General features: G+C 68.1%; 25 protein-coding genes. 13 read left to right on the plus strand and 12 right to left on the minus strand.

The window, feature by feature from the left end; translation table 11 throughout:
- Position 1: 1 nt before the first annotated feature.
- Complete coding sequence (gene badH, locus KW830_RS12350; RefSeq protein ID WP_218333336.1) at positions 2-769, minus strand: 2-hydroxycyclohexanecarboxyl-CoA dehydrogenase; 768 nt, start codon at positions 767-769, stop codon at positions 2-4.
- A 163-nt stretch (positions 770-932) separates the two neighbouring features.
- Here badH and KW830_RS12355 point away from each other — a divergent pair, with 163 nt between their 5' ends.
- Positions 933-1,421, plus strand: a complete 489-nt coding sequence (locus KW830_RS12355) for a MarR family winged helix-turn-helix transcriptional regulator (protein WP_218333483.1) — start codon at positions 933-935, stop codon at positions 1,419-1,421.
- A 69-nt stretch (positions 1,422-1,490) separates the two neighbouring features.
- Here the strand turns inward: KW830_RS12355 and KW830_RS12360 are convergent, their stop codons facing one another.
- Complete coding sequence (locus tag KW830_RS12360; protein WP_066538910.1) at positions 1,491-2,264, minus strand: ferredoxin--NADP reductase; 774 nt, start codon at positions 2,262-2,264, stop codon at positions 1,491-1,493.
- 266 nt (positions 2,265-2,530) lie between these two features.
- Here KW830_RS12360 and KW830_RS12365 point away from each other — a divergent pair, with 266 nt between their 5' ends.
- The 4 genes from KW830_RS12365 to KW830_RS12380 all read left to right on the plus strand — a co-directional run bounded on the left by KW830_RS12365 (position 2,531) and on the right by KW830_RS12380 (position 7,279).
- The gene (locus tag KW830_RS12365; RefSeq protein ID WP_192334655.1) at positions 2,531-3,724 is read left to right on the plus strand and encodes an ABC transporter substrate-binding protein; all 1,194 of its coding nucleotides are present in this window, start codon (positions 2,531-2,533) and stop codon (positions 3,722-3,724) included.
- Between the two features lie 107 nt (positions 3,725-3,831).
- Positions 3,832-5,739 carry an ABC transporter permease gene (locus KW830_RS12370; RefSeq protein WP_218333337.1) on the plus strand — a complete coding sequence of 636 codons (1,908 nt, stop codon included), beginning with the start codon at positions 3,832-3,834 and terminating at the stop codon, positions 5,737-5,739.
- Positions 5,736-6,497, plus strand: coding sequence for an ABC transporter ATP-binding protein (locus tag KW830_RS12375; protein WP_218333338.1), 762 nt, complete (start codon positions 5,736-5,738; stop codon positions 6,495-6,497). The genes KW830_RS12370 and KW830_RS12375 overlap by 4 nt, the downstream gene beginning before the upstream one ends.
- 5 nt (positions 6,498-6,502) lie before the next feature.
- On the plus strand, positions 6,503-7,279 hold the full coding sequence (locus tag KW830_RS12380; protein WP_218333484.1) for an ABC transporter ATP-binding protein: 777 nt from the start codon (positions 6,503-6,505) through the stop codon (positions 7,277-7,279).
- Here KW830_RS12380 and KW830_RS12385 read toward each other — a convergent pair.
- Positions 7,276-8,214: a LysR family transcriptional regulator gene (locus KW830_RS12385; RefSeq protein ID WP_218333339.1), complete on the minus strand. Its 939-nt coding sequence runs from the start codon at positions 8,212-8,214 to the stop codon at positions 7,276-7,278. The two genes, KW830_RS12380 and KW830_RS12385, sit on opposite strands and share 4 nt — an antisense overlap.
- A gap of 103 nt (positions 8,215-8,317) precedes the next feature.
- Between KW830_RS12385 and KW830_RS12390 the strand changes: the two genes are divergently transcribed.
- Positions 8,318-9,103, plus strand: a complete 786-nt coding sequence (locus KW830_RS12390; RefSeq protein WP_218333340.1) for an SDR family NAD(P)-dependent oxidoreductase — start codon at positions 8,318-8,320, stop codon at positions 9,101-9,103.
- Positions 9,104-9,149: 46 nt separating this feature from the next.
- Here the strand turns inward: KW830_RS12390 and KW830_RS12395 are convergent, their stop codons facing one another.
- The 4 genes from KW830_RS12395 to KW830_RS12410 form a co-directional block, all read right to left on the minus strand.
- Entirely contained in the window at positions 9,150-9,782 is a 633-nt protein-coding gene (locus tag KW830_RS12395) for a YiiX/YebB-like N1pC/P60 family cysteine hydrolase (protein ID WP_370626124.1), read from the minus strand.
- Positions 9,779-10,162 (minus strand): DUF4878 domain-containing protein, encoded by a 384-nt coding sequence (locus KW830_RS12400; protein WP_227657845.1) that lies wholly within the window; start codon positions 10,160-10,162, stop codon positions 9,779-9,781. The genes KW830_RS12395 and KW830_RS12400 overlap by 4 nt, the downstream gene beginning before the upstream one ends.
- Before the next feature lie 228 nt (positions 10,163-10,390).
- Positions 10,391-11,461 carry a nitronate monooxygenase family protein gene (locus KW830_RS12405; protein ID WP_255578342.1) on the minus strand — a complete coding sequence of 357 codons (1,071 nt, stop codon included), beginning with the start codon at positions 11,459-11,461 and terminating at the stop codon, positions 10,391-10,393.
- Between the two features lie 36 nt (positions 11,462-11,497).
- Positions 11,498-12,688 (minus strand): YbfB/YjiJ family MFS transporter, encoded by a 1,191-nt coding sequence (locus KW830_RS12410; protein ID WP_218333341.1) that lies wholly within the window; start codon positions 12,686-12,688, stop codon positions 11,498-11,500.
- A gap of 135 nt (positions 12,689-12,823) precedes the next feature.
- Here KW830_RS12410 and KW830_RS12415 point away from each other — a divergent pair, with 135 nt between their 5' ends.
- On the plus strand, positions 12,824-13,759 hold the full coding sequence (locus KW830_RS12415) for a LysR family transcriptional regulator (RefSeq protein ID WP_218333342.1): 936 nt from the start codon (positions 12,824-12,826) through the stop codon (positions 13,757-13,759).
- Between the two features lie 153 nt (positions 13,760-13,912).
- Here KW830_RS12415 and KW830_RS12420 read toward each other — a convergent pair whose 3' ends face one another.
- Positions 13,913-15,445: a YifB family Mg chelatase-like AAA ATPase gene (locus tag KW830_RS12420; protein ID WP_218333343.1), complete on the minus strand. Its 1,533-nt coding sequence runs from the start codon at positions 15,443-15,445 to the stop codon at positions 13,913-13,915.
- Between the two features lie 267 nt (positions 15,446-15,712).
- On the opposite strand from KW830_RS12420, the gene KW830_RS12425 reads away from it, so the two are divergent.
- The 5 genes from KW830_RS12425 to KW830_RS12445 all read left to right on the plus strand — a co-directional run bounded on the left by KW830_RS12425 (position 15,713) and on the right by KW830_RS12445 (position 21,145).
- The gene (locus tag KW830_RS12425) at positions 15,713-16,051 is read left to right on the plus strand and encodes a P-II family nitrogen regulator (RefSeq protein ID WP_066538759.1); all 339 of its coding nucleotides are present in this window, start codon (positions 15,713-15,715) and stop codon (positions 16,049-16,051) included.
- 26 nt (positions 16,052-16,077) lie between these two features.
- Positions 16,078-17,442 (plus strand): ammonium transporter, encoded by a 1,365-nt coding sequence (locus KW830_RS12430; protein ID WP_218333344.1) that lies wholly within the window; start codon positions 16,078-16,080, stop codon positions 17,440-17,442.
- 374 nt (positions 17,443-17,816) lie between these two features.
- The gene (gene glcE, locus KW830_RS12435; protein WP_218333345.1) at positions 17,817-18,944 is read left to right on the plus strand and encodes a glycolate oxidase subunit GlcE; all 1,128 of its coding nucleotides are present in this window, start codon (positions 17,817-17,819) and stop codon (positions 18,942-18,944) included.
- Between the two features lie 34 nt (positions 18,945-18,978).
- Entirely contained in the window at positions 18,979-20,226 is a 1,248-nt protein-coding gene (glcF, locus tag KW830_RS12440; protein ID WP_218333346.1) for a glycolate oxidase subunit GlcF, read from the plus strand.
- A gap of 151 nt (positions 20,227-20,377) precedes the next feature.
- Entirely contained in the window at positions 20,378-21,145 is a 768-nt protein-coding gene (locus KW830_RS12445; protein WP_218333347.1) for a ProQ/FINO family protein, read from the plus strand.
- 96 nt (positions 21,146-21,241) lie between these two features.
- Here KW830_RS12445 and KW830_RS12450 read toward each other — a convergent pair whose 3' ends face one another.
- The 3 genes from KW830_RS12450 to lplT form a co-directional block, all read right to left on the minus strand.
- Positions 21,242-21,742 carry a glutathione peroxidase gene (locus KW830_RS12450; protein WP_066538769.1) on the minus strand — a complete coding sequence of 167 codons (501 nt, stop codon included), beginning with the start codon at positions 21,740-21,742 and terminating at the stop codon, positions 21,242-21,244.
- 47 nt (positions 21,743-21,789) lie between these two features.
- Positions 21,790-22,677 carry a DMT family transporter gene (locus KW830_RS12455; protein WP_066538771.1) on the minus strand — a complete coding sequence of 296 codons (888 nt, stop codon included), beginning with the start codon at positions 22,675-22,677 and terminating at the stop codon, positions 21,790-21,792.
- A gap of 70 nt (positions 22,678-22,747) precedes the next feature.
- Positions 22,748-24,040: a lysophospholipid transporter LplT gene (gene lplT, locus KW830_RS12460; protein WP_218333348.1), complete on the minus strand. Its 1,293-nt coding sequence runs from the start codon at positions 24,038-24,040 to the stop codon at positions 22,748-22,750.
- A gap of 140 nt (positions 24,041-24,180) precedes the next feature.
- Here lplT and alr point away from each other — a divergent pair, with 140 nt between their 5' ends.
- A complete protein-coding gene (gene alr, locus KW830_RS12465; protein WP_218333349.1) occupies positions 24,181-25,284 on the plus strand; it encodes an alanine racemase in 1,104 nt (367 codons plus the stop codon).
- Between the two features lie 66 nt (positions 25,285-25,350).
- Here the strand turns inward: alr and KW830_RS12470 are convergent, their stop codons facing one another.
- Positions 25,351-25,860 (minus strand): MarR family winged helix-turn-helix transcriptional regulator, encoded by a 510-nt coding sequence (locus KW830_RS12470; protein WP_066538776.1) that lies wholly within the window; start codon positions 25,858-25,860, stop codon positions 25,351-25,353.
- Positions 25,861-25,950 lie beyond the last annotated feature (90 nt).

Below are 25,950 nucleotides of genomic sequence, written 5' to 3' on the forward strand. Positions count from 1 at the left end.
CTCAGCCGTTCATGGTCAATCCGCCGGACACGCTGAGCACCTGGCCGGTAATGAAGCCCGCGTCATCGCTGGCAAAGAAAGCAATGGCCGCAGCCAGGTCCTGGGGCTGGCCCAGGCGCCCCAGCGGAATGGCCTTGGTGAAGGCCTCGCGCAGCTTCTCCGGGTTGGGTGCGGCATCGGTCACCCCGGCCAGCAAGGCGGTGTCGGTGGGGCCGGGGCAGACCACGTTCACGGTGATGCCGTGGCGGGCATGCTCGCGTGCCAGGGTCTTGGAAAAAGCCACCAGCCCGCCCTTGCAGGCGGCGTAGACGGCTTCCCCCGAGGAGCCGACGCGGGCCGCATCGGAGGCCACGTTGACAATGCGGCCGCCGCGCCGCGCCACCATGTCCGGCAGCACGCTGTGGTGCATGTGCAGTGCCCCCACCAGGTTGATGGCAATCAGCCGCTCCCATTCGTCCGGGGCGGTCTGTGCAAAGGGCTTGAAGACATCCCAGCCCGCGTTGTTGACCAGCACATCCACCGGCCCGAAAGCGGTGTGCACGGCCTGGACGGCGGCATCCACCTCGCTGCGGCGGGTGATGTCTGCCGCCACGGCCAGCGCCTTGCCCCCTGCGGCGGTGATGCGCTGCGCCGTGGCCTGGGCTGCCGCCAGGTCGCGGTCCAGCACGGCGACCTGGGCGCCTTCCTGCGCCAGGCGCTCGCATGTCGCGTTGCCGATGCCGCCACCGCCCCCGGTGACAATGACGGTGTTGCCTGCCAAACCTTGCATAAAGCCTCCTGAGCTGCTTGCCGTGGCCGATGCATTTCGGCCACTTGATGGCAATTAGGTAAATATGTTGTCTTATTATTGAGTGGCGCATGCGCGCTTGGCAACCCAGGAGTGAAGGAGAATTCCCATGGATAACCCGAACAAAACACCGCAAGAAGCCGAGATGGAACTGGCGAATCGCATCTTCTTTCGCCTGTATCAATGTGCAAATATGTTGCATAAAACTGGCAGCCGTGCGGTGGAGCAGCAGGGCCTGACCACCCAGCAATGGGCGGTGCTGGGCGCGCTGTCGCGGCCGGATGCCAAGGCGGGCATGGGGGTGGGGGAGCTGGCGCGCTATCTGATGGTCAGCCGCCAGAACCTGTCCGGTCTGGTGGGGCGCATGGAGCGCGACGGGCATGTGGAGCTGGCGGCCGATCCGCAGGACCGGCGTGCGCGTCTGATCCGCATGACGGATCGGGGCCAGCATGTCTGGCAGCAGGAGGCGCAGGAACACATCCGCCGCTACTACGGGCAGGCGCTGGCGGATTTTTCGGTGGGGGACATGGCCCACCTGCTGCACTATCTGCTCAAGCTGCTGGGCAATATGCAGACCATTGACGCCGCCCATGGCGGCGACGATGCGGCCGCGCCCCAGGACGCAGCCGCATAAAAAAAGGCCTGCACGCGGCAGGCCTGGGGGAGCCGCACGCGGCTCCGGGCTCGGCGCAGGGCGCGGAGCTTACTTTTCCACGAAGGCGCGTTCGATCACGAAGTCGCCCGGGGTGGTGGTGTTGCCTTCCTTGAAGCCGCGCTCTTCCAGCATTTCCTTGAGCTCGGCCAGCATGGCGGGGCTGCCGCACAGCATGATGCGGTCGGTTTCGGGGTTCAGCGCCGGCAGGCCCAGGTTCTGCGGGAAGGTGCCGGCATTGATCTGGTCCGAAATACGGCCCTGGTTGCGGAAGGGCTCGCGCGTGACCGTGGGGTAGTAGTGCAACTTGCCCTGGACGATGTCGCCCAGGAATTCGTGCTCGGGCAGTTCCTTCTCGAACAGCTCCTGGTAGGCCAGCTCTTCCACCTGGCGCACGCCGTGCACCACGACCACGTTGTCGAAACGCTCATAGGTTTCGGGGTCGCGGGCCACGGCCAGCCAGGGCGCCAGGCCGGTGCCGGTGCCGATCAGGTACAGGTTCTTGCCGGGCAGCAGGTAGTCGATCAGCAGCGTGCCGGTGGGCTTCTTGCCGACGATGATGGTGTCGCCCACCTGGATGTTCTGCAGCTTCGAGGTCAGTGGGCCGTCCGGCACCTTGATGGACAGGAACTCCAGGTGTTCCTCGTAGTTCGGGCTGGCGATGGAATAGGCACGCAGCAGGGGCTTGCCGTTCACCTTCAGGCCGATCATCGTGAAATGGCCGTTGGAGAAACGCAGCGCGGTATCCCGCGTCGTGGTGAAGGAGAAAAGGCGGTCGGTCCAGTGGTGAACGGACAACACGCGTTCTTCGAGAAAAGCACTCATGATGGCAAAGATGGGTGGTGTCTGAAAAAGCGATGCCTGGGCGCTGCAGGGCAGCGAACAGACGCCGGGCCAGCGGACGGTGGCGGAAAGCTTCGGGGCTGGCGCATCGCAATGCGTGGCGTGGAGGCTTTGTGGCGGCCGGGCAGACCATCGGGTTAACGCGATATTGTCCGGCAAATGCTGGCAAAAGGGTACAGTTCGAGGCCTTGTCTTGATATGGATGCGTAATAAGGAGAATGACGATGTCCACATCCTATGGGTCGTGTATGCGCTGGAGCCTGCCGTTGCTGACCCTGGCCGCCGCGCCAGCCTGGGCACAGGCGGTGCTCAAGATCGGTGAAATCAATAGCTACAAAGCCATGCCAGCCTTCCTGGAACCCTATAAAAAGGGGATGGATCTGGCGGTGGAGCAGATCAATGCCTCGGGCGGCCTGCTGGGCAAGAAGGTGCAGCTGGTCATCCGCGACGACAATGGCAACCCCGGCGATGCCGTGCGTGCGGCCGAAGAGCTCTACACCCGCGAGAAGGTCGATGTGCTCACCGGCAGCTTTCTGTCGCATGTGGGCATGGCACTGACCGATTACGCAGGCCAGAAGAAGCGCTTCTTCCTGGCATCCGAGACGCTGACCGACAAGGTGGTCTGGGAAAACGGCAACCGCTACACCTACCGCCTGCGCGGCTCCACCTACATGCAGACCGCCATGCTGGTGAAGGAGGCCGTCAAGCTGAAGAAAAAGCGCTGGGCCATCGTCTACCCCAACTACGAATACGGCCAGTCGGCGGTGGCCACCTTCAAGAAGCTGATGAAGGAAGCCCAGCCGGACATCGAATTTGTGGCGGAACAGGCGCCCGCCCTGGGCAAGATCGACGCCGGCTCGGTGGTCCAGGCCCTGGCCGACGCCAAGCCCGATGCCATCTTCAACGTGCTGTTCTCGGTGGACCTGGGCAAGTTCGTGCGCGAAGGCAACACCCGTGGCCTGTTCAAGGACCGCGCCGTGGTGGGCCTGCTCTCGGGCGAGCCCGAATACCTGGACGCGCTGCGCCAGGAGGCCCCCGAAGGCTGGATCGTCACCGGCTACCCCTGGTACGGCATCCAGACCCCCGAGCACCAGGCCTTCCTGAAGGCTTATGAAGCCAAGTTCAAGGACTACCCGCGCCTGGGCTCCATCGTGGGCTACAACGCCATCCAGTCGCTGGCGGCCGGCATCAAGAAGGCCAACAGCACCGACACTGAAAAGCTGATCGCCGCCTTCAAGGGCCTGCCGGTGAACACCCCCTGGGGCACCATCACCTACCGGGCCCAGGACAACCAGTCCACCATGGGCGCGTTCGTGGGCAAGACCACCTACAGCCAGAAGATGCAGCGCGGCATCATGACCGACTTCTACTACGCCGACGGCAAGGACTACCAGCCGTCGGATGAAGCGGTCAAGAAGCTCCGCCCCGCCAGCGCGCAATAATTGCGTCTTTGGCTGACAGCCACCTTGGCGACCAGTGCGCATGCTGGCCCGCCCGGGTGGCTTTTTCACACCCGCAGGAAAGATATGTTGCGAACGAGGAGCTCGGCATGAGCGCATCCGGCCTGCTGGCCCAGTTGCTGAACGGGCTGGCCAGCGCATCGTCGCTGTTTCTGGTGTCGGTGGGACTGTCGCTGATCTTCGGCGTCACCCGCACCATCAATTTCGCCCACGGATCGTTCTTCATGCTGGGGGCCTTCATGGCCTTCAGCAGCGTCGAGCACCTGGCGCCGCACATCGGCTTCTGGCCCGCGCTGCTGCTGGCACCGCTGGCCTGCGGCCTGCTGGGCGCGCTCACCGAGATGCTGCTGCTGCGCCGCATCTACCAGGCGCCCGAGCTGTTCCAGCTGCTGGCCACGTTCGCGCTGGTGCTGGTCATCAAGGATGCCGTGCTGTGGCTGTGGGGGCCGGAAGAGTTGTTCGGGCCGCGCGCGGCGGGTTTCGAAGGCTCGGTGGAAATCCTGGGCCGCCAGTTCCCTGCCTATGACCTGCTGCTGATTGCCGTCGGCCCGCTGGTGCTGCTGGGCCTGACCCTGCTGCTGGCCAAAACCCGCTTCGGCATCCTGGTGCGGGCGGCCACGCAGGACCGGGAGATGGTGGGCGCCCTGGGCGTGAACCAGGCCTGGCTGTTCACGGCGGTGTTTGCCCTGGGCACGTTGCTGGCGGGCCTGGGCGGTGCGCTGCAGCTGCCGCGCGAGCCGGCCAGCCTGGAGATGGACATGCTGACCATCGGGGCGGCCTTTGTGGTGGTGGTGGTGGGTGGCATGGGCAGCATTCCCGGCGCCTTCATTGCCGCGCTGCTGGTGGCCGAACTCAAGGCCATTTGCATCTGGCTGGGCGTGCAGGAGATTGGCGGCGTGGAGGTGTCGTTCTCCAAGCTCACGCTGGTGGTCGAATTCCTGGTGATGGCCGTGGTGCTGGTCTGGCGCCCCTGGGGCCTGCTGGGCAAGCCCCAGGCCCTGGCCCGCAGCGGCGGGGAACCCGAACAGCCGCTGCGTGCCCCTGGCCGTGGGGCATCGGCCGCGTGGCTGGGCCTGGTCGCCGCCCTGGTGCTGTTGCCACTGGCCGCCGGAGACGCCGGCAGCTATGCCACCGTGCTGCTGACCGACATCTTCATCGCGGCCCTGCTGGCGGCCAGCCTGCACTTCATCGTGGGCCCGGGCGGCATGCATTCCTTCGGCCATGCGGCCTATTTCGGCCTGGGCGCCTACGGCGCGGCGCTGCTGGTGCGCCAGCTGGATCTGCCCATGGCGGCCGCACTGCTACTGGGCCCGCTGGTGGCGGCCGGCGGGGCGCTGCTCTACGGCTGGTTCTGCGTGCGGCTGTCGGGCGTGTACCTGACCATGCTGACGCTGGCGTTCGCACAGATCAGCTGGGCCATCGTTTTTCAGTGGGACCGCTTCACCGGCGGCAGCAACGGCCTCACGGGCGTGTGGCCGCCGGAATGGGCCTCGCAGGGTGCGGCCTTCTACTGGCTGGCGCTGGCGGTGTGCGCAGCCGGTCTGTATCTGCTGCGGCGCATGCTGTTTGCCCCGCTGGGCTATGCGCTGCGGGCCGCGCGCGATTCCGCGCTGCGCGCGGACGCCATCGGTATCGACGTGCGCCGCGTGCAGTGGACCGCGTTCGTCATTGCCGGGCTGCAGGCCGGCCTGGCCGGTGCGCTGTTTGCGTTCAGCAAGGGCGGCGTGGCGCCGGATGCCATGTCGGTCACCAAATCCGTCGATGCACTGGTGATGGTGCTGCTGGGCGGTGTGCAGACGCTGGCCGGCCCCCTGGTCGGGGCCGCGGCCTTCACCTGGCTGCATGACACCGTGGCGCGCAACACCGAATACTGGCGTGCGCTGCTGGGCGGCATCATGTTGGTGCTGGTGCTGCTGTTTCCCCAGGGCCTGTCGGGCTTTGTGCAGATGCTGTGGGCGCGGCTGGTGCCGCGCAAGGCGCAGGGAGCTGCCGCATGAACCTGCTGCAAGTGACGAATCTCAGCAAGGCCTTCGGCGGCGTACAGGCGGTGCAGAACGTGTCGCTGGCGCTGCAGGCCGGCGAGCTGCTGGCGCTGATCGGCCCCAACGGGGCGGGCAAGAGCACCACCTTCAACATGGTGGGCGGCCAGCTGGCACCCGACAGCGGCCAGGTGCTGCTCAACGGCCAGGACATCACCGGTCTGCCGCCGCGCGCCGTGTGGCGCCGGGGCGTGGGCCGCACCTTCCAGGTGGCCCAGACCTTTGCCACGCTGACGGTGGCCGAGAACGTGCAGATGGCGCTGCTGTCGGCCGACCGCCGCATCTTCCACTGGTGGCGCCGCGCCACCGCCCACCGCCGCAGCGATGCACTGGCGCTGCTGGCACAGGTGGGCATGGATGCCCAGGCCGACCGCCCCTGCAGCGAGCTGGCCTACGGCGATGTGAAGCGGGTGGAGCTGGCCATGGCGCTGGCCCACAACCCCCAGCTGCTGCTGATGGACGAGCCCACCGCCGGCATGGCGCCTGGCGAGCGCGTGGCGCTGATGCAGCTCACGCGCCAGATCGCCCGGCAGCGGCGCATGGGCGTGCTGTTCACCGAGCACAGCATGGACGTGGTGTTCGGCCAGGCCGACCGCGTGGCCGTGCTGGTGCGCGGCCAGCTGCTGGCCGAAGGTACGCCGCAGGCCATCCGGGCCGATGCCCGGGTGCAGCAGGCCTATCTGGGGACCGGATTGGTGCTGGAGAAACAGAAATGAGTGCGATGGACAGCGGTTCGGCCGCAACCCATGGGGCGGTGGGGACAGACCCCTCCACCCCGCTGTTGCTGCAGGTGGACGGCCTGCACGCCTGGTATGGCGCAGCCCACATCCTGCACGGCGTGGGCCTGAGCGTGGGGCGCGGGGAAGTGGTGGCCTTGATGGGGCGCAACGGTGCGGGCAAGTCCACCACGCTCAAAAGCATTGCCGCCCTGGTGCCGCGCCGGGAAGGAAAAATTCTTTTCAGGGGCGAGGCCATCGCGCACCAGGCATCGCACCAGATCGCCCAGCGCGGTTTGGGCTATGTGCCGGAAGACCGGCGCATCTTCACCGAGCTGACGGTGCGCGAGAACCTGGAAGTCGGCCGGCAGAAGCCGCGTTCCTGGCCCGACGGAACAGCCGTGCCGCACTGGACACCTGAAAAGCTTTTTGCACTGTTCCCGAACCTGGGCGAAATGCCCGATCGCCTGGGTGGCCGCATGAGCGGCGGTGAGCAGCAGATGCTGTCGGTCGCGCGCACGCTGATGGGCCAGCCCTGTCTGGTGCTGCTGGACGAGCCATCCGAAGGCGTGGCGCCGCTGATCGTCGAGCAGATGGCGCGCACCATCCTGGAGCTCAAGGCCCAGGGCATCGGCATTTTGCTGAGCGAGCAGAATCTGCCGTTTGCCGAAGTGGTGGCCGACCGGGCCTATGTGCTGGAAAAAGGCCAGATCGTGCACCACAGCTCCATGGCGGCCCTGGCCGGGGATGCGGCGGTGCGCCAGCAGTACCTGGGCGTCTAGTCCGCAGGCCGGACCGGTGCTTCGCCCGTGTCGGTGGCCAGGTGTGCAGCCACCACGGCGGCCAGCCAGTCCATGACCACCCGGACCCGGCGCGGCAGGTGGCGGCGCGTGGCGTACATCAGGGTCAGGGCCATGGGCGGGGCCTGGTGGTGGGGCAGCACCTCCAGCAGTTCGCCGCGTGCCAGCAGGTCTTCCACCCCCAGGCGCGGCACCTGGATGATGCCCAGTCCCGCCCGGCAGGCCGACACATAGGCCTCGGCATTGTTCACGGTGACCGCCCCCGCCATGGGGCGCTGCACCAGACGGCCGTCGACCAGGGCTTCGAACCCCGCAGAGGCGGCGCCCAGGGTGTTGACGAAGTGCACCAGCCGGTGGCGGTCCAGTTCGTGCAGGTGCCCGGGCCGGCCGTAGCGCTGCACATAGGCCGGGCTCACGCAGTTGGCCAGGCGGGCCATGCCCAGGGGGCGGGCCACCAGGCTCTGGTCGACCACGGCGCCGCTGCGCAGCACGCAGTCGAAACCTTCTCGCACCACGTCCACACGCCGTTCGGTGCTGCTCAGTTCCACGTTCAGGCCCGGGTGCTGGTCCAGCAGGGCCGGCAGGTGTGGCACGACCACGTTGCGCGCCATGCCCGTGGACATGTCGATGCGCACCCTGCCCTGCAGACCGCCGCGGTCGGCATGCTGGAACATGGACTGCAGCTCGTCCACATCGGCCAGCAGGTCCTTGCAGCGCTCGTAATAGGCCTGGCCGTCCTGGGTGAGCTGCACACGCCGCGTCGTGCGGTGCAGCAGCCGTGTACCCAGCTCGGCCTCGAGCTGCTGCACCGCCGTGGAGGTGCTGGCCTTCGGCAGGCCCAGGGTGGCGGCGGCCTGCGTGAAGCTGGCCAGCTCGGCCACCCGCGTGAAGATGTGCATGCGTTCCAGGGAGTTCATTGTTCGCCAGATTTGAACGATCTGATCAATTTTGCGTGATTTATTAAAGCGGGGCGATTCAATAAAGTCCAGCCATCGACCTTCCCTTTTGCAGGAGCCTGAGATGACCGCCTTGACAGCATTGACCACCACGACCACCCCCATTGCACTGATCACCGGCGGCAGCCGCGGACTGGGCCGCAATGCCGCCCTGCAGGTGGCGCGTTCGGGCATCGACGTGATCCTGACCTACCGCAGCCAGGCCGCCGAAGCCCATGCCGTGGTCGCGGACATCGAGGCCCTGGGCCGCCGCGCCGTGGCTCTGCCGCTGGATGTGTCCGACAGTCACAGCTTTGCCGCCTTTGCGCTGCAGGTGCAGGCCGCGCTGGCGGCGCACTGGCAGCGTGAACGTTTCGATTTCCTGGTGAACAACGCCGGCGTCGGCATCCACGCCAGCTTCATGGAGACGACGGAGGCGCAGTTCGACGAACTGGTCAACATCCACCTCAAAGGCACGTTCTTCCTGTCCCAGAAGTTGCTGCCGCTGATGAACGACGGGGGGCGCATCCTGAATGTGTCCACCGGGCTGGCGCGTTTCGCCCTGCCGGGCTACGCCGCCTATGCGGCCATGAAGGGCGGCATCGAGGTGCTGAGCCGCTACATGGCCAAGGAGCTGGGCGCACGCGGCATCGCCGTCAATGTGGTGGCCCCGGGCGCGATTGAGACCGACTTCGGCGGTGGCGCCGTGCGGGACAACGCCCAGCTCAACGCCATGGTCGCCAGCCAGACTGCCCTGGGCCGTGTGGGCCAGCCCGACGACATCGGCGGCGTCATTGCGGCCCTGCTGCAGCCGGGCTGCGGCTGGATCAATGCCCAGCGCATCGAGGCCTCGGGCGGCATGTTCCTCTGAACCTCGGCGCCCATGGCGGCAGACGCTGTGCGGTGCAGCGTCGCCGCTATGGAGCCGGCACCACCGGCAGCACGGGGGTCAGCGCCTGCAACTGGGGCGCGCGCCGCAGCCCGTCGGGCAGCAAATAGCGGCCGCTGAGCAAGGGCAGCATGACCTCGGTGAAGGTGGCCTCCAGCGCCACACCGCCGTGGCGCCAGGCCTGCCAGACCAGGGTGGTGCAGTACAGGCCGCGCTCGGCATCCAGCAGATCGAAGGCCCGACCCTGCTGGCCCAGTGCCCAGTCCACGGCCTGCTGGCGGGCCGTGGCGCTGGCGGCCACGCGGTACAGCTGGTAGCTGCGGGCGCGCTGCGGGTGCAGGTAGAAGTCCAGCGTGTCCAGCACCACGGCATCGGGCTGGCCCGGCTTTTCGGATGGCGTGGCATGGACCACCCGCCAGGGCCCGGAGGGCGAGGCGGGGGCCACCAGCAGGCCGACATGGCTGAAATCGCCCGCATCCACGCTGCGCACCAGCTGGCTGATGGCTTCGGTGCCGTGGCGGAACAGCAGATCACCGGCCTGCGCCTGCGCGCTAAGCTGCGCCAGGAACGGCTGCAGCGGTGCGGCACCGCCGAGGCGGCAGGCCGCCAGTCCGGCGCCGGCGATCAGCAGCAGGGCGGCGCAGCGCCGGCACAGCCTCACAGCAGGACTTTCCAGACGCCGTCTTCCTGGAACACATTCATGCGCTCGCGGCGGGTGTTGCCATCGCCATAGCGCACCAATACCCGCAGCTTGGTGAACTGCCCGTCTTCGGAGGGCACGCGTTCCACGATTTCCACCTGCTGCAAGCCGCCTTTGGAATCGATCTTGGCCTTGGCACCGGCCAGCATGCGGCGCAGCTTGTCTTCAAAGCCGGCCAGCGCTTCCTTGGAGATGTTGCGGGCTCCGACCAGGGGGATGCAGCGGTCGAAATCACCGTCCGCCACCAGCCGGTAAAAGCGCTGGATCAGCGCATCCTGGCTTTCGGCCTCAGTGGGCGCGGTGGCGCAGGCGGCCAGGTTCAGTGCAGAAAAAACAGCCACACCGGCCAACAGGCAGCGGCGGCGGGAAACCGGAACAGACACGGACACAGGCAAATACTTCACAAAATGACACAGAACGCCCGAGTGTAGTGGCGCACCGCAGGGGCGCGGGCCAACGGTCTGCCCGCCGCCATGGTGCGCTGCCGTGCAGGGCCGAGCGCGGGCCGCCACACCGCTGCATTGGTGCACCGGTGTGGGCCTGTGGGTGGGCCGGACGGTGGGGAGGACTCAGGCCGGGCGCGCCTGGGCCAGCTCCTGCGCCAGGGTCTGCACCAGCGTGGCCGCAGGCAGGGCCCGGGCCAGCGGGGCGCCCTGGCCGGCCCAGTGGGCCGCATAGTCGCTGTGGCCCTGGGCGCTGGCGGCCTGGTGCAGTGCCTTGCCGGCGTCGTACACCATGGGGTAGCCGGGCAGATCGCCGACGTAGTCGGCGCCCAGCAGGTGCAGGCGGTTGGCCATGCCGCGCGCCGGGCGGCCGGAGATGGCGGCGGTGATGGCCGTGTGGTGGGCCCGTTCGCTCTGCAGCTCGGCCCGGTAGGCGGGGCTGGCGGCCGATTCGGGGCACAGGATGAAGGCGGTGCCCATCTGCACGGCGCAGGCGCCCAACTCCAGCGCGGCCGCGATGCCGCTGCCGTCCATGATGCCGCCGGCCGCCACCACCGGCAGCCTGCAGTGGGCGGCCAGCACGCGGGTCAGGGCGAAGGTGCCCATCAGCCGGTCCTGCTCCGGCACAAAGGCGCCGCGGTGGCCGCCGGCTTCCATGCCCTGGGCCACCAGCACGTCCACGCCGGCCTGTTCGATCTGGCGGGCTTCGTCCAGCGTGGTGGCACAGGCCAAGGTGGTGATGCCGGCGGCGCGCAATGCGGCGATGAAAGCCTGCTCCGGCAGGCCGAAATGAAAGCTCACAACGGCGGGCTTGTGCGCCAGCAGCATGGACTGCAGCGGCGCGTTGCCCACGGCGGTGGCGTAGATGCTGCGCAGCTGGCTGGGCGGCTGCGCGCCAAAGCGGGCAAATTCCGGTGCCAGATAGCGGATCCAGGCGGCTTCACGCTCCGCATCGGCCGCCGCCTGCTGGTGGCAGAACAGGTTGACGTTGACCGGCCGCTGCGTCAGCGCCTGGGTCTGGGCAATGTGCTGCTGGGCCTGTTCCACGCTGTAGGCGCCAATGCCCACCGAGCCCAGCGCGCCGGCCTCGCTGACGGCGGCGGCCAGCTGCGGGGTGGAGGTGCCGGCCATGGGCGCCTGGATGAGGGGGTGCTGCAGGCCCAGGCGGGCCATCCAGTCGGGGAGGGAGGGGGTCATAGCCAATCCTTGTGATCCAAAAAAACCAAAGCGCGCTCAGGCCGCCACCGGGACCGGGCGGGCCCACCGGCTGGCCACCACCATCGCCGTGCCGGCCAGCAGCACGGCGCTGCCAATGGCAAACAGCGGCTGGTAGACACCGGTGGCTGCATACATCCAGGCCATGAAGTAGCCGGACACGGCCTGCATCAGTGCAAATGCGGCCGTGGCATAGCCCCACATCTTCTTGTGTTGCAGCGGGCCGATGAGTTGCATCAGGTAACCGGAGGTGATGGCCGCCATGCCCGGCGACAGCGCGCCCACCAGGAACGCCGAAGTGGCATGGCCGGCAAAGCTGGCCCACACCAGCGGCAGCGCAATCGCCGCCGCCTTGATGGCATAGGCGCTGGTGGTGGTGCCCCACCAGCCCCAGCGGCTGGCGCAGAACGCAGCCGCCAGCGGCCCGGCGATGGCGCCGAGACCAAAGAATGCCCATTGCGTGGATGCATAGGCCGCGCCCAGGTGCAGCTCGCGCGCCAGGTAGTCCACCCAGAACACCGTGTGAGGCACAAAACCGAAGGCATCGCAGGTGTAGGCCAGCATCACCAGCAGCACCGGCACCGTCCACAGCGGTGCGTTGCGCAGGGGGATGCCTGCCTGGGGCGACAGCGCCTGCGGTGCCGGGGCCGGCAGCCGCCTGGCCTGGCGCCAGCCTGCCCAGCCGGCCAGTGCGCTCACCGCCGCCAGCGCCCACCACACCAGGGACAGGCTGGTTGCGGCCAGGGCCGGCACAAGGGTAGCCGACAGCAGTGCGCCGCAGCCGATGCCGCAGAACATCAGCGGCCCCAGTGCCGCACGGCGCTGCACCGGGGTGGCCGCCATGGCCACCGACGGGCCCAGCACCATCAGCACCGCACCGGCAATCCCGGACACCAGCCGCCAGACAAAGAACAGCGCCATCGGCTGGGCCTGGCCGCAGGCGGCAAAGCTGAACGCCACGGCCAGCCAGCAGGCCACCAGCACGCGCAGCGTGCCAAAGCGCTCGGCCAGCGGCGCGGCGGCCAGCGCGCCCACCAGATAGCCCAGCAGATTGGCCGCACCCAGGTAGGCCACCTGTTCGCCGCTGAACCAGCCGGCGTGCACCATCTGCGGCATCAGCGCCGTATAGGCAAAACGGGCCAGGCCCACGCCGCTGAGCGTGGCGGCAAAGCCGGTGAAAAACAAAGGCAGTTCGTGGCGGTGGATCACGCGGGCGCTTTCAGGGAGAGAAGCCGGCACTGCGTGCCGGCCGGGAGCCAGTGGTGCAGAGCGTACGGGCACTGGAGTCATCATGTCCAATGATTCAAAATGATGGCTTGCATCTTTTTTTCAGATGGGGTCGCCATGCAACTCAAGTCCCTGCGCATGTTCGAAGCCGTGTGCGAATCCGGCAGCTTCGGTGCTGCTGCGCAGCTGCTGCACACCGTGCAGTCCAATGTGACGGCGCACATCAAGAAACTGGAAGACGAGGCCGGCGCCCAGCTGCTGGAGCGCAGCGCCCCCGTGCACCCCACGCCCGCCGGGCGGCTGCTGCGCCGCTATGCCCAGCAGATGCTGCAGGCGCACGACGAGGCCCTGGCCCTGCTGCAGGGCCGCCAGGCGGCGCCCGGTGTGCTGCGCATCGGCAGCATGGAGACCACGGCCGCACTGCGCCTGCCGCCGCTGCTGGCACAGCTGCACCAGCGGCACCCGGGCATGGCCCTGGAACTCCGCACCGGCCCCACGGCCAGCCAGCTGGCCGAGCTGCTGGCCGGCCAGATCGATTGTGCCTTCGTGGCCGGCCTGCCGCCGCAGGCGCGCCTGACGGGCTGGCCGGTGTTCCGCGAGACCCTGGTGCTGGTCAGCGTGGCACCGCTGGCGGCCTTTCCCACGCCGGAGCAGCTGGGCAGCACCCCTTTCCTGGCCTTCCGCCAGGGTTGCAGCTACCGCCAGCGCATCGAGCTGCTGCTGGCCAGCCAGGGCATCACGGCCGTGCAGATCATGGAACTGGGCACGCTGGATGCGATCCTGGGCTGCGTGGCCGCCGGCATGGGCTACGCCCTGCTGCCGCAGGCCGTGATCGCCGCCCAGCAGCAGCGCTTCGGCGTGCACTGGTGTCCGCTGCCGCCGGCACTGGCCGGGATCGCCCAGGTGGACACCTGCTTTGTCACCGGGCCGCAGGCGAGCTGGTCGCCGGCATTGCGAGCCATGGCGCAGCTGCTGCAGGAGGTGGTGGAGCCGGTGGCGGGGGCGAAGGAGGCGCTGGTGGCCGCGCCTGTGGCCGAGCCCCAGTGGGCATAGCGCGGCGCCAGCGGGAGACCGGAAGCGGCGGGTTCTGCCGCCAAATGGCGCTCTTTGACCGTTCATCGGCCCGCAGTGGGCGGCAATCTGCTGCACCGGCATGCCGTGCGGGCGCATTGCGCGGTGTCTTTGCACCAAACTGGTGCAATAAGCTCAGGGGTGCGGCCGGACGATGGCGCGCCGGTACTGCAGGGCTTCGGCCACGTGGGCGGCCTGGATGCCCGGGCTGCCGGCCAGGTCGGCGATGGTGCGTGCCACCTTGAGCGCGCGGTGGGTGGCGCGGGCCGACCAGCCCAGGCGTTCGGCGGCTTTGCGGGCCAGGGCCTGGGCGGCGTCGTCCAGTTGCAGGTGCTGCTGCAGCGTGGCGGCTTCCAGCCACTGGTTGGCGTGGCCCTGGCGCTGCAGCGCCAGGTGGCGGGCCTGGACCACGCGGGCTTGTACCTGGGCGCTGGACTCGGCGGGTGCAGCGGTGCTGCCAGGTTCGCTGCGCTGCAGCAGCTCGGCCGGCGCCAGGGCCGGGACTTCCACCTGCAGGTCGATGCGGTCCAGCAGCGGGCCGCTGAGCTTGGCGTGGTAGCGCGCCACCTGATCGGGCGTGCAGCGGCAGCGGGGGCTGCCCTGGAGGCCGCAGGGACAGGGGTTCATGGCGGCCACCAGCTGGAAGCGGGCGGGAAAGTCCGCCTGCTGGGCGGCGCGGGCGATCTGGATGCGCCCGGTCTCCAGCGGCTCGCGCAGTGCCTCCAGCGCCGGGCGGGCGAATTCCGGAAATTCATCCAGAAACAGCACCCCGTGGTGGGCGCGGGAGATGGCGCCGGGCCGAGGCGGTGACCCGCCCCCCACCAGCGCCACGGCGCTGGCCGTGTGGTGGGGTGCGGCAATCTGGCGCTGGCCCCAGGTGCCGGCGTCAAACGGGCCGGCCAGGCTGGCCATGGCTGCCGCTTCCAGGGCCTCCAGTGCGGTCAGCGGCGGCAGCAGGCCGGCAAAGCGCTGGGCCAGCATGGATTTGCCACTGCCCGGGGGCCCCACCAGCAGCACGCCGTGGCCGCCGGCGGCGGCAATCTCCAGCGCGCGTTTGGCACTGGCCTGGCCCTGCACATCGGCCAGGTCGGGTCCATCTGGGGCCGCAGCCGGCGGCGGCGCCTCGGCCAGCGGCAGACCCTCGGTGGCCTGGGGTTGCAGGGCCCGCACCACTTCGAGCAGATGGGCGGCGCCATAGACCGTGGTGCCCGGCACCAGCGCGGCTTCCCGGGCACTGTCCTGGGGCAGCACCAAAGGCGTGCCCTCGCGGTGCAGCTGCATGGCCAGGGCGGTGGCCAGGGCCCCGCGCACCGGGCGCAGTGCGCCGGACAGCGACAGTTCACCCGCAAATTCATAGCGCGCCAACTGCGCAGAGTCGATCTGTCCGCTCGCCGCCAGGATGCCCAGGGCGATGGGCAGGTCGAAGCGGCCGGAGTCCTTGGGCAGATCGGCCGGGGCCAGGTTGACGGTGATGCGCTTGCTGTGCGGGAACTCCAGCCCGGCGTTCAGGATGGCGCTGCGCACGCGTTCACGGGCCTCTTTCACCTCGGTATCGGCCAGGCCCACCAGGGTCAGGCAGGGCAGGCCGTTGGCCAGATGCACCTCCACTTCGATCGGCTGGGCGTGCATGCCCACCAGTGCGCGGCTGCGCACGCTTGCAAGGCCCATGGCGTGTTCTCCCCAGACGAGTGCGTGGCGGAAATCGGGATATGTGGCGATTGCACTGCTTTGGTGCATAGACGGGGTGATCGACCGCGTCCCCCTCGGTAACACTGTAGTGGGCCTCGGCCCCCGCTTGGGAGAACTGTGGCTGGCACGCTCCATGCTTTGTGACAGTCGGTACGCATCGAACAGACAGACGGCATGGCCGCCCCGCAGCCAGCCACCGAGTTACAACTCCGGGCGCCGAAGCACCCGATTCAGGAGGACGCAATCATGAAAATGGTCTCAGCCATCATCAAACCCTTCAAGCTGGACGAGGTGCGCGAAGCCCTCTCGCAAATCGGCGTGCAGGGCATCACCGTGACCGAGGTGAAGGGCTTTGGCCGCCAGAAGGGCCACACCGAGCTGTACCGCGGCGCCGAGTACGTGGTCGACTTCCTGCCCAAGGTGAAGCTGGAAGCCGCCGTGGACGACGCGGTGCTGGAGCAGGCGCTCGAAGCCATCGAATCCGCAGCCCGCACCGGCAAGATCGGTGACGGCAAGATCTTCGTCTATGACCTGGAACAGGTGGTGCGCATCCGCACCGGCGAAACCGGTAAAGAAGCCCTTTGATATCCACCCTTCAGCGAGAGACAGTCATGAAAAAAACGCTCCCTGCACTTTCACTGGGCCTGGGTCTGCTGACCGCAGCCGCCGGTGCACTGGCCCAAGAAGCCGCTCCTGCCGTGGCCGCTGTGGCCGAGGCCGCCGCTCCGGCAGCAGCCGCTGCTGCCGAAGCCGCTCCCCCCCTCAGCGCCGGTGATACCGCCTGGATGCTGACCTCCACCATGCTGGTGATCCTGATGACCATCCCCGGCCTGGCCCTGTTCTACGGCGGCCTGGTGCGCTCCAAGAACATGCTGTCCGTGCTGGCGCAGGTGTTCGTGATCTTCTCGGCCATCACCGTGCTGTGGGCCATCTACGGCTTCTCGCTGACATTCGGCGGTGAAGGCACGTTCTTTGGCGGCTTCGACAAGCTGTTCCTGGCCGGCATCACGCCGGACACGTTGTCCAGCGCGCTGAAGACCATCCCTGAATATGTGTTCGTGGCCTTCCAGTCCACCTTCGCCGCCATCACCGTGTCGCTGATCGTGGGTGCCTTCGCAGAACGCATCAAGTTCGCGGCAGTGATGCTGTTCTCCATCCTGTGGTTCACCTTCAGCTACATCCCCATGGCCCACATGGTCTGGGGCGGTGGTCTGCTGGCTGCGGACGGCGCACTGGACTTCGCCGGCGGCACCGTGGTGCACATCAACGCCGCTATCGCCGGCCTGGTGGGTTCCTACATGGTGGGCAAGCGCATCGGTTTCGGCCGTGAAGCCCTGCCTCCACACAGCCTGACGCTGACCATGGTCGGTGCCTCCCTGCTGTGGGTGGGCTGGTTCGGTTTCAACGCCGGCTCTGCAGGCGCCGCCAACGGCATCGCCGGTCTGGCCTTCATCAACACCATCCTGGCCACCGGCGCTGCCGCCGTGTCCTGGATCGTGGCCGAAGCGCTGCACAAGGGCAAGGCTTCCATGCTGGGCGCTGCCTCGGGCGCGGTGGCCGGTCTGGTGACCATCACCCCCGCCGCCGGTTTCGTGGGCCCCATGGGTTCCATCGTGATGGGTCTGATCGCCGGCCCTCTGTGCCTGTGGGGTGTGTCCGGTCTGAAGCGCATGCTCAAGGCCGATGACACCTGCGATGTGTTCGGCGTCCACGGCGTGGGCGGTATCCTGGGGGCCATCCTGACCGGTGTGTTCTGCGCTTCCAGCCTGGGTGGCGTGGAGCCCGAAGGCTTCAACATGGCCCACCAAGTGTGGGTGCAGTTCAAGAGCGTGGTCGTGACCCTGGTGTGGTCCGGTGTTGTGGCAGCGATCGCCTTCGCGATCTGCAAGGTCACGGTCGGTCTGCGTGTCTCGGAAGAAGCCGAGCGCGAAGGTCTGGACATCACCAGCCACGGCGAGTCCGCCTACCAGCGCTGAGCCGCTGGTTCCCGCCCGGGCACGGGGTGCCCGCCGCCCGGTCGGTGTTCCCATTGCGAGTGACGTGACGATTCATAGCCCGCCTCTGGCGGGCTTTTTTTACGGCTGCGGCGTTCGCACGGGCGGAGGCACGGAGCCCGTGCAAGCTGGATTTCATCCGCATGCTTCGATTTCAGGAGCTGCTCCAGATGCAGCAGCATGATTTTGGGATGGCTTGGCGGTCAGAGTTCAGTCCACGTAAACGCCACCAGCTATCCAAGATGTAGCGCCAGCGGTTGGCATGCCATCGGCCAGCACGCTTCACGCCGGCTGTTCAAAAAAATCACAAGGCCGGCATGCACGCGCCAGGGGGGCTGCCGCTACCATCGCTGCCCATGGAACCAGCACTGAGCCAGATCATCGAGCGCGTGCGCGCCGCCAGCCAAGCCGCTACCCCGCAAGCCCTGCGCATCCAGGGTGGGGGCAGCAAGGATTTCCTCGGCCTTGAACTGCGTGGCGAGGCGCTGGACGTGCGCCCCCTGCAGGGCATCGTCGAATACGAACCCAGCGAACTGGTGGTGACAGTGCGTGCCGGCACGCCGCTGGCAGCGCTGGAGCAGGTGCTGGCAGAACGCGGCCAGGCCCTGGCCTTCGAGCCGCCGCACTTTGCCCGCCAGGGCCGCCAGGCCACGGTGGGCGGCATGGTGGCGGCAGGGCTGTCCGGCCCGGCCCGTGCCAGCGTGGGCGCGGTGCGCGACTATGTGCTGGGCATCGAAATCCTGAATGGCAAGGCCGAGCTGCTGCGCTTTGGCGGCCAGGTCATGAAGAACGTGGCAGGTTACGACGTGTCCCGCCTGATGGCAGGAAGCTGGGGCACGCTGGGCGTGATCACCGAAGTCAGCCTGAAAGTGCTGCCGGTGGCGCCTGCCGAGGCCACGCTGCGCTTTGATGGCATCGGCCAGGCCGATGCCCTGAAGCAGCTGAACACCTGGGGCGGCCAGCCCCTGCCGTTGAACGCCAGCTGCTGGCTGCAGGACGGGGGCACGGGCACGCTGTACGTCCGCCTGCGCGGCGCCTCGGCGGCGGTGGATGCGGCCTGCCGCAGCATGGGCGGCACCCGCCTGGACGCCGCCAGCACGGCCGCAGACTGGGCGGCCTGCCGCGAGTTGAAATTGCCCTGGTTCACCGCGCGTGCGGCCGACCACTGCCTGTGGCGCCTGTCCGTGCCACAGACTGCGCCCGAGCTGGCGCTGCCGACCGGCACGGCCGCGCCGCTGGTCGAATGGCATGGTGGCCTGCGCTGGGTACAGGCCCCGCGCAGCGCGGGTGCCGCGCTGAAAGCCGCCGCCCGTGCGGTGGGCGGCGATGCGCTGCTGTTCAGCGCGGAAGCTGCGCAGCCCCTCAGCGGTGAACCGCTGTTCGATCCCCAGAATGCCGCGGTGCAGCGCATCCAGCAGCAGCTGAAGACCGCGTTCGATCCGGCCGGCATCTTCAACCCCGGACGCACCAGCGCTGCGCTCTGACGCCGTGCCCTGACAAGAATTACGAGACACCACGATGCAGACCAACCTCGCACCCGAATACCGCAGCACGCCCGAAGGCCAGGAGGCCGAGGCCATTCTGCGCAAATGCGTGCACTGTGGCTTTTGCACCGCCACCTGCCCCACCTACCAGACGCTGGGTGACGAGCTGGACGGCCCGCGCGGCCGCATCTACCTCATCAAGCAGGTGCTGGAAGGGGCCACGCCCACCCGTGCCACGCAGGAGCACCTGGACCGCTGCCTGACCTGCCGCAACTGCGAATCCACCTGCCCCAGCGGCGTGCAATACGGCCACCTGGTGGACATTGGCCGCAAGGTGGTGGACGAGAAGGTGCCGCGCCCGCTGGGCGAGCGCCTCAAGCGCTGGGCGCTGAAGGAAGGCATTCCCTCGCCGCTGTTTGCCCCGGCCATGAAGCTGGGCCAGGCCGTGCGCCCGCTGCTGCCGGAGGTCATCAAGGCCAAGGTGCCGCCCAAAACGGAGCACGGTGTCTGGCCGACGCGCGCACACGCCCGCAAGGTGCTGCTGCTGGCGGGCTGCGTGCAGCCTGCGATGCTGCCCAACATCAACTACGCCACGGCCCGCGTGCTGGATGCCGTGGGCATCCAGACCGTGATCGCCGACAAGGCCGGTTGCTGCGGCGCGGTGAAGTTCCACCTGAATGACCAGGACAGTGCGCGGGACCAGATGCGCGCCAACATCGACGCCTGGTGGCCCGCCGTGGAAGCCGGCGAAGTGGAAGCCATCATCAGCAATGCCTCGGGCTGCGGCGCCATGGTCAAGGACTATGCCCATGCCCTGCGCGACGACAGCGCCTATGCGGCCAAGGCCCAGCGCGTGAGCGCGCTGGCACGCGATCTGAGCGAGCTGCTGCCCGCCCTGCTGCCCGAGCTGGCCGACAAGCTGGCCGGCCGTGCCAAGGTGCCTGCGCAGCCCATGGCCTACCACCCGCCCTGCACCTTGCAGCATGCGCAAAAGCTCAAGGGCGTGGTCGAGGCCAACCTGGGCAAGCTGGGCTTCCAGCTGCGCACGGCGCGCACCGAATCGCACCTGTGCTGCGGTTCGGCTGGCACCTATTCCATCCTGCAGTCCGATATCTCCCAGCAGCTGCGCACCCGCAAGCTGGATGCGCTGGACGAGGCCTTTGAAGGCGGTGCGCCCGCGGCCATCCTGTCGGCCAACATCGGCTGCATCACCCACCTGCAAGCCGGCACGGCCGTGCCGGTGCGCCACTGGGTGGAAGTGCTGGACGAAGCCCTGGTCTGAGCGCTGCGCAGCGCCCCGCAAAGGCGCCGCAGCCTTGGCACGGCCACCGCATTCCCGTGCCGGCAGCAGCCTGCAAAGTCGCCCCTTGCCCGCAGGACTGCCAATGCTGGCATGATGGCGGCCTTGTTTTTTTGTCGCCATTGGCCTGCCCATGACCGAAATCGTGTCCTCCCTCCCCGAAACCCCGGCCTCCGACGCCGCAGCCGCACAGCCTGCCCAGGCCGACGGTGCCCGTCGCCGCAACCGGCGCGGTGGACGGGGACGTGCCGCTGCCGCCAAGGGAGCCGCACCGCAGTCCGCTGCCGCTTCCGCGCGCCCCGTGCGTGAAATCCACCCCGTGCTGCTGCAGCTGGCGCAGCTGTACCCGGCGCTGTTCGGTGACAGCCCCAAGCCGCTCAAGCGCGGCATCTTCCAGGACCTGCAGGTCGCCCAGGGCGAAGCGCTGGACAAGGACGGCCTCAAGCAGGCGCTGGCCCTGCACACCCGCTCCACCCGCTATCTGAATGTCGTGGCCATGGGCGCGGCACGCTGCGATCTGCAGGGCGTGGAAGTGGAAGCCATGGCGCCCGAGCATGTGCTGCACGCGCTGATCGAAGTCTTCCGCCGCAAGAAGCCGCGCGACGGCGAAGACCTGCAGGCCAAGCTGCAGCGCCGCATTGGCCAGGCCTTCATCGACAGCGGCCTGGGCCGCGATGCCTACCTGGAAAAAGTGCAGCTGCGCGAACCCAGTGCCCTGGCCAAGGTCGAAGCGGCACTGGCCGTGGTGGCCGAACAGGACGCCAAGGCCGAAGCCGTGCTGCGGGCCTTTGAAGGCAGCGGTGCGGAGACCGTGGACGCCTTTGCCGACATGTACGGCATGAACACCCAGCAGGTGCAGCGCCAGCTGCACCGCGCCCGCCAGCTGAAGGCCCAGGCCTGAGCACTGCGTGGTGAACCGCCGGCGGCGCCGTAGCCCCGCCGGCGGTGGTGGGCCGGTGCCTGACGGCATGCGGCCTGCAGCCCCTGCAGCCTTCGCTCAGGCGGCGGTGGGGGCCTGTGCCAGCGCCTGTTCGATATCGCCACCCAGCGTCACCGGGGCATCCTGGGGCGCATAGCGGCGGATCGCCCGGCCATCGCGACCGACCAGGAATTTGGTGAAGTTCCACTTGATGGCCTTGCTGCCCAGCAGGCCGGGGGCCTGTTCCTTGAGCCAGACGAACAGCGGCGCTGCGGCTTCGCCGTTGACTTCGATCTTGGCCATCATCGGAAACTCCACGCCGTAGTTCTTCTGGCAGAAGGCGGCGATGTCGCTGTTGTGGGCCGGGTCCTGGTGGCCGAACTGGTTGCAGGGGAAGCCCAGCACCACCAGCCCCTGGGGACCGAAGCGCTCATACAGCTGCTGCAGGCCGGCCAGCTGGGGCGTGAAGCCGCAGGCGCTGGCGGTGTTCACCACCAGCACCACCTTGCCGGCGTACTGGCCCAGGTCGTGTTCGTCGCCCTCGATGCTGCGCACCTGGAAATCATGGAGTGTGGTCATGGAGTCTCCTTGCATGGGCGCCATCTTGCCACGCCCATGGGCACACTTTATGCCTTGCGGCGGCGCCCCTGCAAGGCGGCCAGCAGCGCGCCGCCGATGATCAGCGCTCCGCCCAGCAGCATGCGCGGCGTCAGCTCGGTGGCGCCCAGCAGCCAGGCCGAGACGGTGGCAAACAGCACTTCGGACAGCATGATCAGCGAGGTGGTGGCCGTCGGCAGGCGCGCCGCGCCGTACTGCAGGGCCCAGTTGCCCACCGCCACCAGCACCGCCATGACCAGGGCGCACAGCACCCATTCGGTCTGCGGCGCCGGCAGGCCGGGCAGTGCACCCAGCCCGTAGCCCAGGCTGGCGGTGGTCAGGCCCGTGGCCATGCAGCCCACGAACATGGCCAGCATGCGCGAGGTGCCGGGCGCACTGTGGGTGCGGCGCAGGACCACATTGGTGATGGCAAAGCACAGGCCGCCGAACACGGCCAGGTAGTCGGGCAGCGCGATGCCGGCCGTCAGGCTGCTCCAGCTGGCCCCTGCCGGCACGATCACCAGGCCCATGCCGGCGAACGCCAGTGCCAGGCGCAGCAGGCCCTGGGGGGTGGGGCGCTCGCCCAGGAACTTCCAGGCCAGCAGCACGGCCCAGGCAGGCATCAGATAGAACAGCAGGATCACCCGCACCACATCCCCGGTGGAGCTGGCGGTGTTGAAGGCCACATTCGTCAGCCCGGAGGACAGGGCCAGCAGCCACAGCGCCGGGTGGGCCAGCAGCCCGGCCCAGCTGCGCGGCGCCAGCAGCGTGGTGCCCAGCACCAGGGCGGCGTAGATCAGCGAGGTGGCCCAGGGCGCAGCCAGGCCGGCGGCATGCATGGTCTTGAAGGGCCACCAGGACAGCCCCCAGACCACGGCGTTGAACAGCAGGGCGAAATACGGTGCAGGAGAGTGCATGGCTGAAAACGACTCCGGCGCAGGGGGTGCCTGCGCCGGAAACGATGAAAACGGGGGAAAGTGGCAGGCTTCAGTGGTGGTGGTCGTGGCGCGCGATATTGAGCAGGCGGCGCACTTCCCCACCGTGGTGGCGGCAGTTGTAGCGGTACCAGCGGCCGATCAGCCACATGGTGATGGCCACGATCAGGCCAAAGCCGGTGATGGCGCCATAGGCCGACACCCCCAGCTTGGTGGCCAGCGCATACAAGGCGCCCAGGCCCAGGATGCAGGCCTGTTCATTGAAGTTCTGCACCGCGATGGAGCGGCCCGCGCCCATCAGGTCATGGCCGCGGTGCTGCAGCAGCGCGTTCATGGGCACCACCAGGAAGCCGCCCAGGCCGCCCAGCAGGATCAGGAAGGGGATGGCAATCCACAGGTGGCTGATGAAATTCATGCACACCACCAGCAGGCCCATGGCAATGCCCAAGGGAATCACCCGCGTGGCGTGCTGCAGGCGCATGCGCATCGAGGCCAGCACCGCACCGGCGGCGGTACCGATGGCCACCACGCCCACCAGGGCCGAGGCCTGGGTGGTGCCGTAGCCCAGGGCCACGGCGGCCCAGGCCAGCACGATGTAGCGCAGATTGCCGGACACGCCCCAGAACAGGGTGGTGGTGGACAGCGAGATCTGGCCCAGCTTGTCGCGCCACAGGCGGCGGTTGCAGTCCCGGAAGTCGGGCAGCAGGGCCAGCGTGGCGGCCAGCAGGCCTTGCTCCGGGTGCTGGCGCATGGGCACCAGCGGGGTGCTGGTGCGGGGAATGCGCAGGTTGAAGGCTGCCGCCAGCGCGTAGACAAACACCAGCACGCCGATGGCGGCTTCGGCCGCGTTGTCGACAAACGGCACGTCCAGTGCCATCAGATGTGCCGCAACAGCCGGGCCCACCAGCTGGCCGCCCAGCAGCACGCCCAGGATGATGGAGGTGATGGTCAGCCCCTCGATCCAGCCATTGGCCTTGACCAGCTGGGAGGGCGGCAGCAGCTCGGTCAGGATGCCGTATTTGGCCGGCGAGTAGGCGGCGGCGCCCAGACCCACCACTGCATAGGCCAGCAGCGGGTGGTGGCCGATCAGCATCATCAGACAGCCCGCCACCTTGATGGCATTGCTGATGAACATCACCCGCCCCTTGGGCAAGGCGTCGGCAAAGGCGCCCACAAAAGGGGCCAGGATCACGTAGAACAGCGCAAACATGGGCACCAGGGCCGCACGCTGCCATTCCGGGGCACCGGAGGTGCGCAACAGTTCCACCGCGGTGACAAACAGGGCATTGTCGGCCAGCGAGCTGAAGAACTGCGCCGACATGATGGTGTAGAAACCGCGTTTCATGGATGGGGATGCGTACTATTAGCAGAGCTAATGCCCACGCTGATCTGGACCTGTTGGCAAAGTGACTGGCGGTTATATCACGCAGGTTTGTGCCGGGAGTGCCAGAATTCCGTACTTCTTTTCCCTAGCTCCCATCTGACATGCCACGTCCCATCCAGGCCACCATCCATCCCGAAGCATTGCGCCACAACCTGGAACGTGCACGCCAGGCGGCCCCGGATGCGCGGCTGTGGGCGGTGGTCAAGGCCAATGCCTACGGCCATGGCATCGAGCGCGTGTTCGATGCCATGCGGGCCACCGACGGCTTTGCACTGCTGGAATTGTCGGAAGCAGAACGCATCCGCCAGCTGGGATGGCGCGGCCCGATCCTGCTGCTGGAAGGGGTGTTCGATGCCCGCGACCTGGAGCTGTGCTCCCGCCTGGGGGTGTGGCATTCCGTCCACTGCGACCAGCAGATCGACTGGCTGGCCGCCCACAAGACCCAGCAGCCGCACCGCGTGTTCCTGAAGATGAACAGCGGCATGAACCGCCTGGGCTTCACGCCGGAGCGCTTTCGCAGTGCCTATGCGCGCCTGAATGCGCTCACCCAGGTAGAAGAGATTTCCTTCATCACCCATTTCAGCGATGCCGACGGGCCGCGCGGCATCGAGCACCAGCTCCAGGCCTTTCTCGGCGCCACGCAGGACCTGCCCGGCGAGCGCAGCGTGTGCAACAGTGCCGCCACCTTGCTGCATGGCATGGAGGCGCGCGTGCGCAACGACTGGGTGCGTCCCGGCATCGTGCTGTACGGCAGCGCACCCGATTACCCGCTGCACACGGCTGCCGACTGGGGGCTGCGGCCCGCCATGACGCTGTCGACCCAGGTCATCGGCGTGCAGCAGCTGCAGGCGGGGGACAGCGTGGGCTACGGCTCGACCTTTGTGGCCGACGGTCCCATGCGCACCGGCATCATTGCCTGCGGTTATGCCGACGGTTACCCGCGCCACTGCGGCACGGGCACGCCGGTGCTGGTGAACGGCGTGCGCACCCGTGTACTGGGCCGTGTCAGCATGGACATGCTCAATGTCGACCTGACGCCGGTGCCCGACGCCGGCATCGGCAGCGACGTCACGCTGTGGGGCACGGCGCGCAATGGCACCCAGCTGTCCATCGACGAGGTGGCCGCTGCGGCCGGCACCGTGGGCTACGAGCTGATGTGCGCCGTGGCGCCGCGTGTGCCGGTGGTGGTGGAAGGGGCGGCCTAAGAGGCAGGGAGCAGGGGCAGGGGGCCGAGGCTCCCGCCGTGCGCTGCGGGCGCTTCGGGACCGGGCTCAGTCGTGCAGATGGGGTGGGTTGTAGCTGGGGTCGTGTGCCAGCGAATCGCCTTCGCCTTGCGGCAGCGGCAGGGCGGCCAGCTGGCTGTGCATCTGGCGCAGCAGGTCCAGCAACTGCTGCTGTTCCGACATCGACCAGCCCGCCAGCATCTGCGCGCCCAGGCTGCTGCGGTGGTTGCGCAGACCGGTGAAGGCTTCAGCGCCCTGGGCGCTCAGGCGCAGGCAGCGGCTGCGCTTGTCCTGTGGATGGGGCACCCTCTCCAGCCAGCCATGGGTTTCCATCTGCTGCAGCAGGCGTGCCAGCTGGGCCTTGTCGGTGCCGGTATGCGCCACCAGGTCCTTGTGGGTGCACAGGGGATGGTGGCCCACGTACAGCAGCACTTTCAGCTCATTGGCCGTCAGCGGCAGCGCCTGGGCGTGCAGGGCCGCGCGCATCTGGCGGCGGTAGGCCAGCGTCAGGTTGTGCATGGCATCCAGCACGGCAGAGGGCAGGGCAGAGGTGTTCATCCAGGGATCTCGTCAGCAGAAGCAAATGGTGCACGCATTGGTTGACAAAGTCAATTAACAATGGTTATATTGTTGATAAAGTCAATATTC

The organism is Comamonas sp. CMM03 (assembly GCF_019218715.1).
Lineage (GTDB): Bacteria > Pseudomonadota > Gammaproteobacteria > Burkholderiales > Burkholderiaceae_C > Comamonas > Comamonas terrigena.

Bases quoted from the DNA above. Each gene is read 5' to 3' on its own strand.
- badH (WP_218333336.1), bottom strand. From the start codon at position 769: ATGCAAGGTTTGGCAGGCAACACCGTCATTGTCACCGGGGGCGGTGGC.
- KW830_RS12355 (WP_218333483.1), top strand. From the start codon at position 933: ATGGAACTGGCGAATCGCATCTTCTTTCGCCTGTATCAATGTGCAAAT.
- KW830_RS12360 (WP_066538910.1), bottom strand. From the start codon at position 2,264: ATGAGTGCTTTTCTCGAAGAACGCGTGTTGTCCGTTCACCACTGGACC.
- KW830_RS12365 (WP_192334655.1), top strand. From the start codon at position 2,531: ATGCGCTGGAGCCTGCCGTTGCTGACCCTGGCCGCCGCGCCAGCCTGG.
- KW830_RS12370 (WP_218333337.1), top strand. From the start codon at position 3,832: ATGAGCGCATCCGGCCTGCTGGCCCAGTTGCTGAACGGGCTGGCCAGC.
- KW830_RS12375 (WP_218333338.1), top strand. From the start codon at position 5,736: ATGAACCTGCTGCAAGTGACGAATCTCAGCAAGGCCTTCGGCGGCGTA.
- KW830_RS12380 (WP_218333484.1), top strand. From the start codon at position 6,503: ATGGACAGCGGTTCGGCCGCAACCCATGGGGCGGTGGGGACAGACCCC.
- KW830_RS12385 (WP_218333339.1), bottom strand. From the start codon at position 8,214: ATGAACTCCCTGGAACGCATGCACATCTTCACGCGGGTGGCCGAGCTG.
- KW830_RS12390 (WP_218333340.1), top strand. From the start codon at position 8,318: ATGACCGCCTTGACAGCATTGACCACCACGACCACCCCCATTGCACTG.
- KW830_RS12405 (WP_255578342.1), bottom strand. From the start codon at position 11,461: ATGACCCCCTCCCTCCCCGACTGGATGGCCCGCCTGGGCCTGCAGCAC.
- KW830_RS12415 (WP_218333342.1), top strand. From the start codon at position 12,824: ATGCAACTCAAGTCCCTGCGCATGTTCGAAGCCGTGTGCGAATCCGGC.
- KW830_RS12420 (WP_218333343.1), bottom strand. From the start codon at position 15,445: ATGGGCCTTGCAAGCGTGCGCAGCCGCGCACTGGTGGGCATGCACGCC.
- KW830_RS12425 (WP_066538759.1), top strand. From the start codon at position 15,713: ATGAAAATGGTCTCAGCCATCATCAAACCCTTCAAGCTGGACGAGGTG.
- KW830_RS12430 (WP_218333344.1), top strand. From the start codon at position 16,078: ATGAAAAAAACGCTCCCTGCACTTTCACTGGGCCTGGGTCTGCTGACC.
- glcE (WP_218333345.1), top strand. From the start codon at position 17,817: ATGGAACCAGCACTGAGCCAGATCATCGAGCGCGTGCGCGCCGCCAGC.
- glcF (WP_218333346.1), top strand. From the start codon at position 18,979: ATGCAGACCAACCTCGCACCCGAATACCGCAGCACGCCCGAAGGCCAG.
- KW830_RS12445 (WP_218333347.1), top strand. From the start codon at position 20,378: ATGACCGAAATCGTGTCCTCCCTCCCCGAAACCCCGGCCTCCGACGCC.
- KW830_RS12450 (WP_066538769.1), bottom strand. From the start codon at position 21,742: ATGACCACACTCCATGATTTCCAGGTGCGCAGCATCGAGGGCGACGAA.
- KW830_RS12455 (WP_066538771.1), bottom strand. From the start codon at position 22,677: ATGCACTCTCCTGCACCGTATTTCGCCCTGCTGTTCAACGCCGTGGTC.
- lplT (WP_218333348.1), bottom strand. From the start codon at position 24,040: ATGAAACGCGGTTTCTACACCATCATGTCGGCGCAGTTCTTCAGCTCG.
- alr (WP_218333349.1), top strand. From the start codon at position 24,181: ATGCCACGTCCCATCCAGGCCACCATCCATCCCGAAGCATTGCGCCAC.
- KW830_RS12470 (WP_066538776.1), bottom strand. From the start codon at position 25,860: ATGAACACCTCTGCCCTGCCCTCTGCCGTGCTGGATGCCATGCACAAC.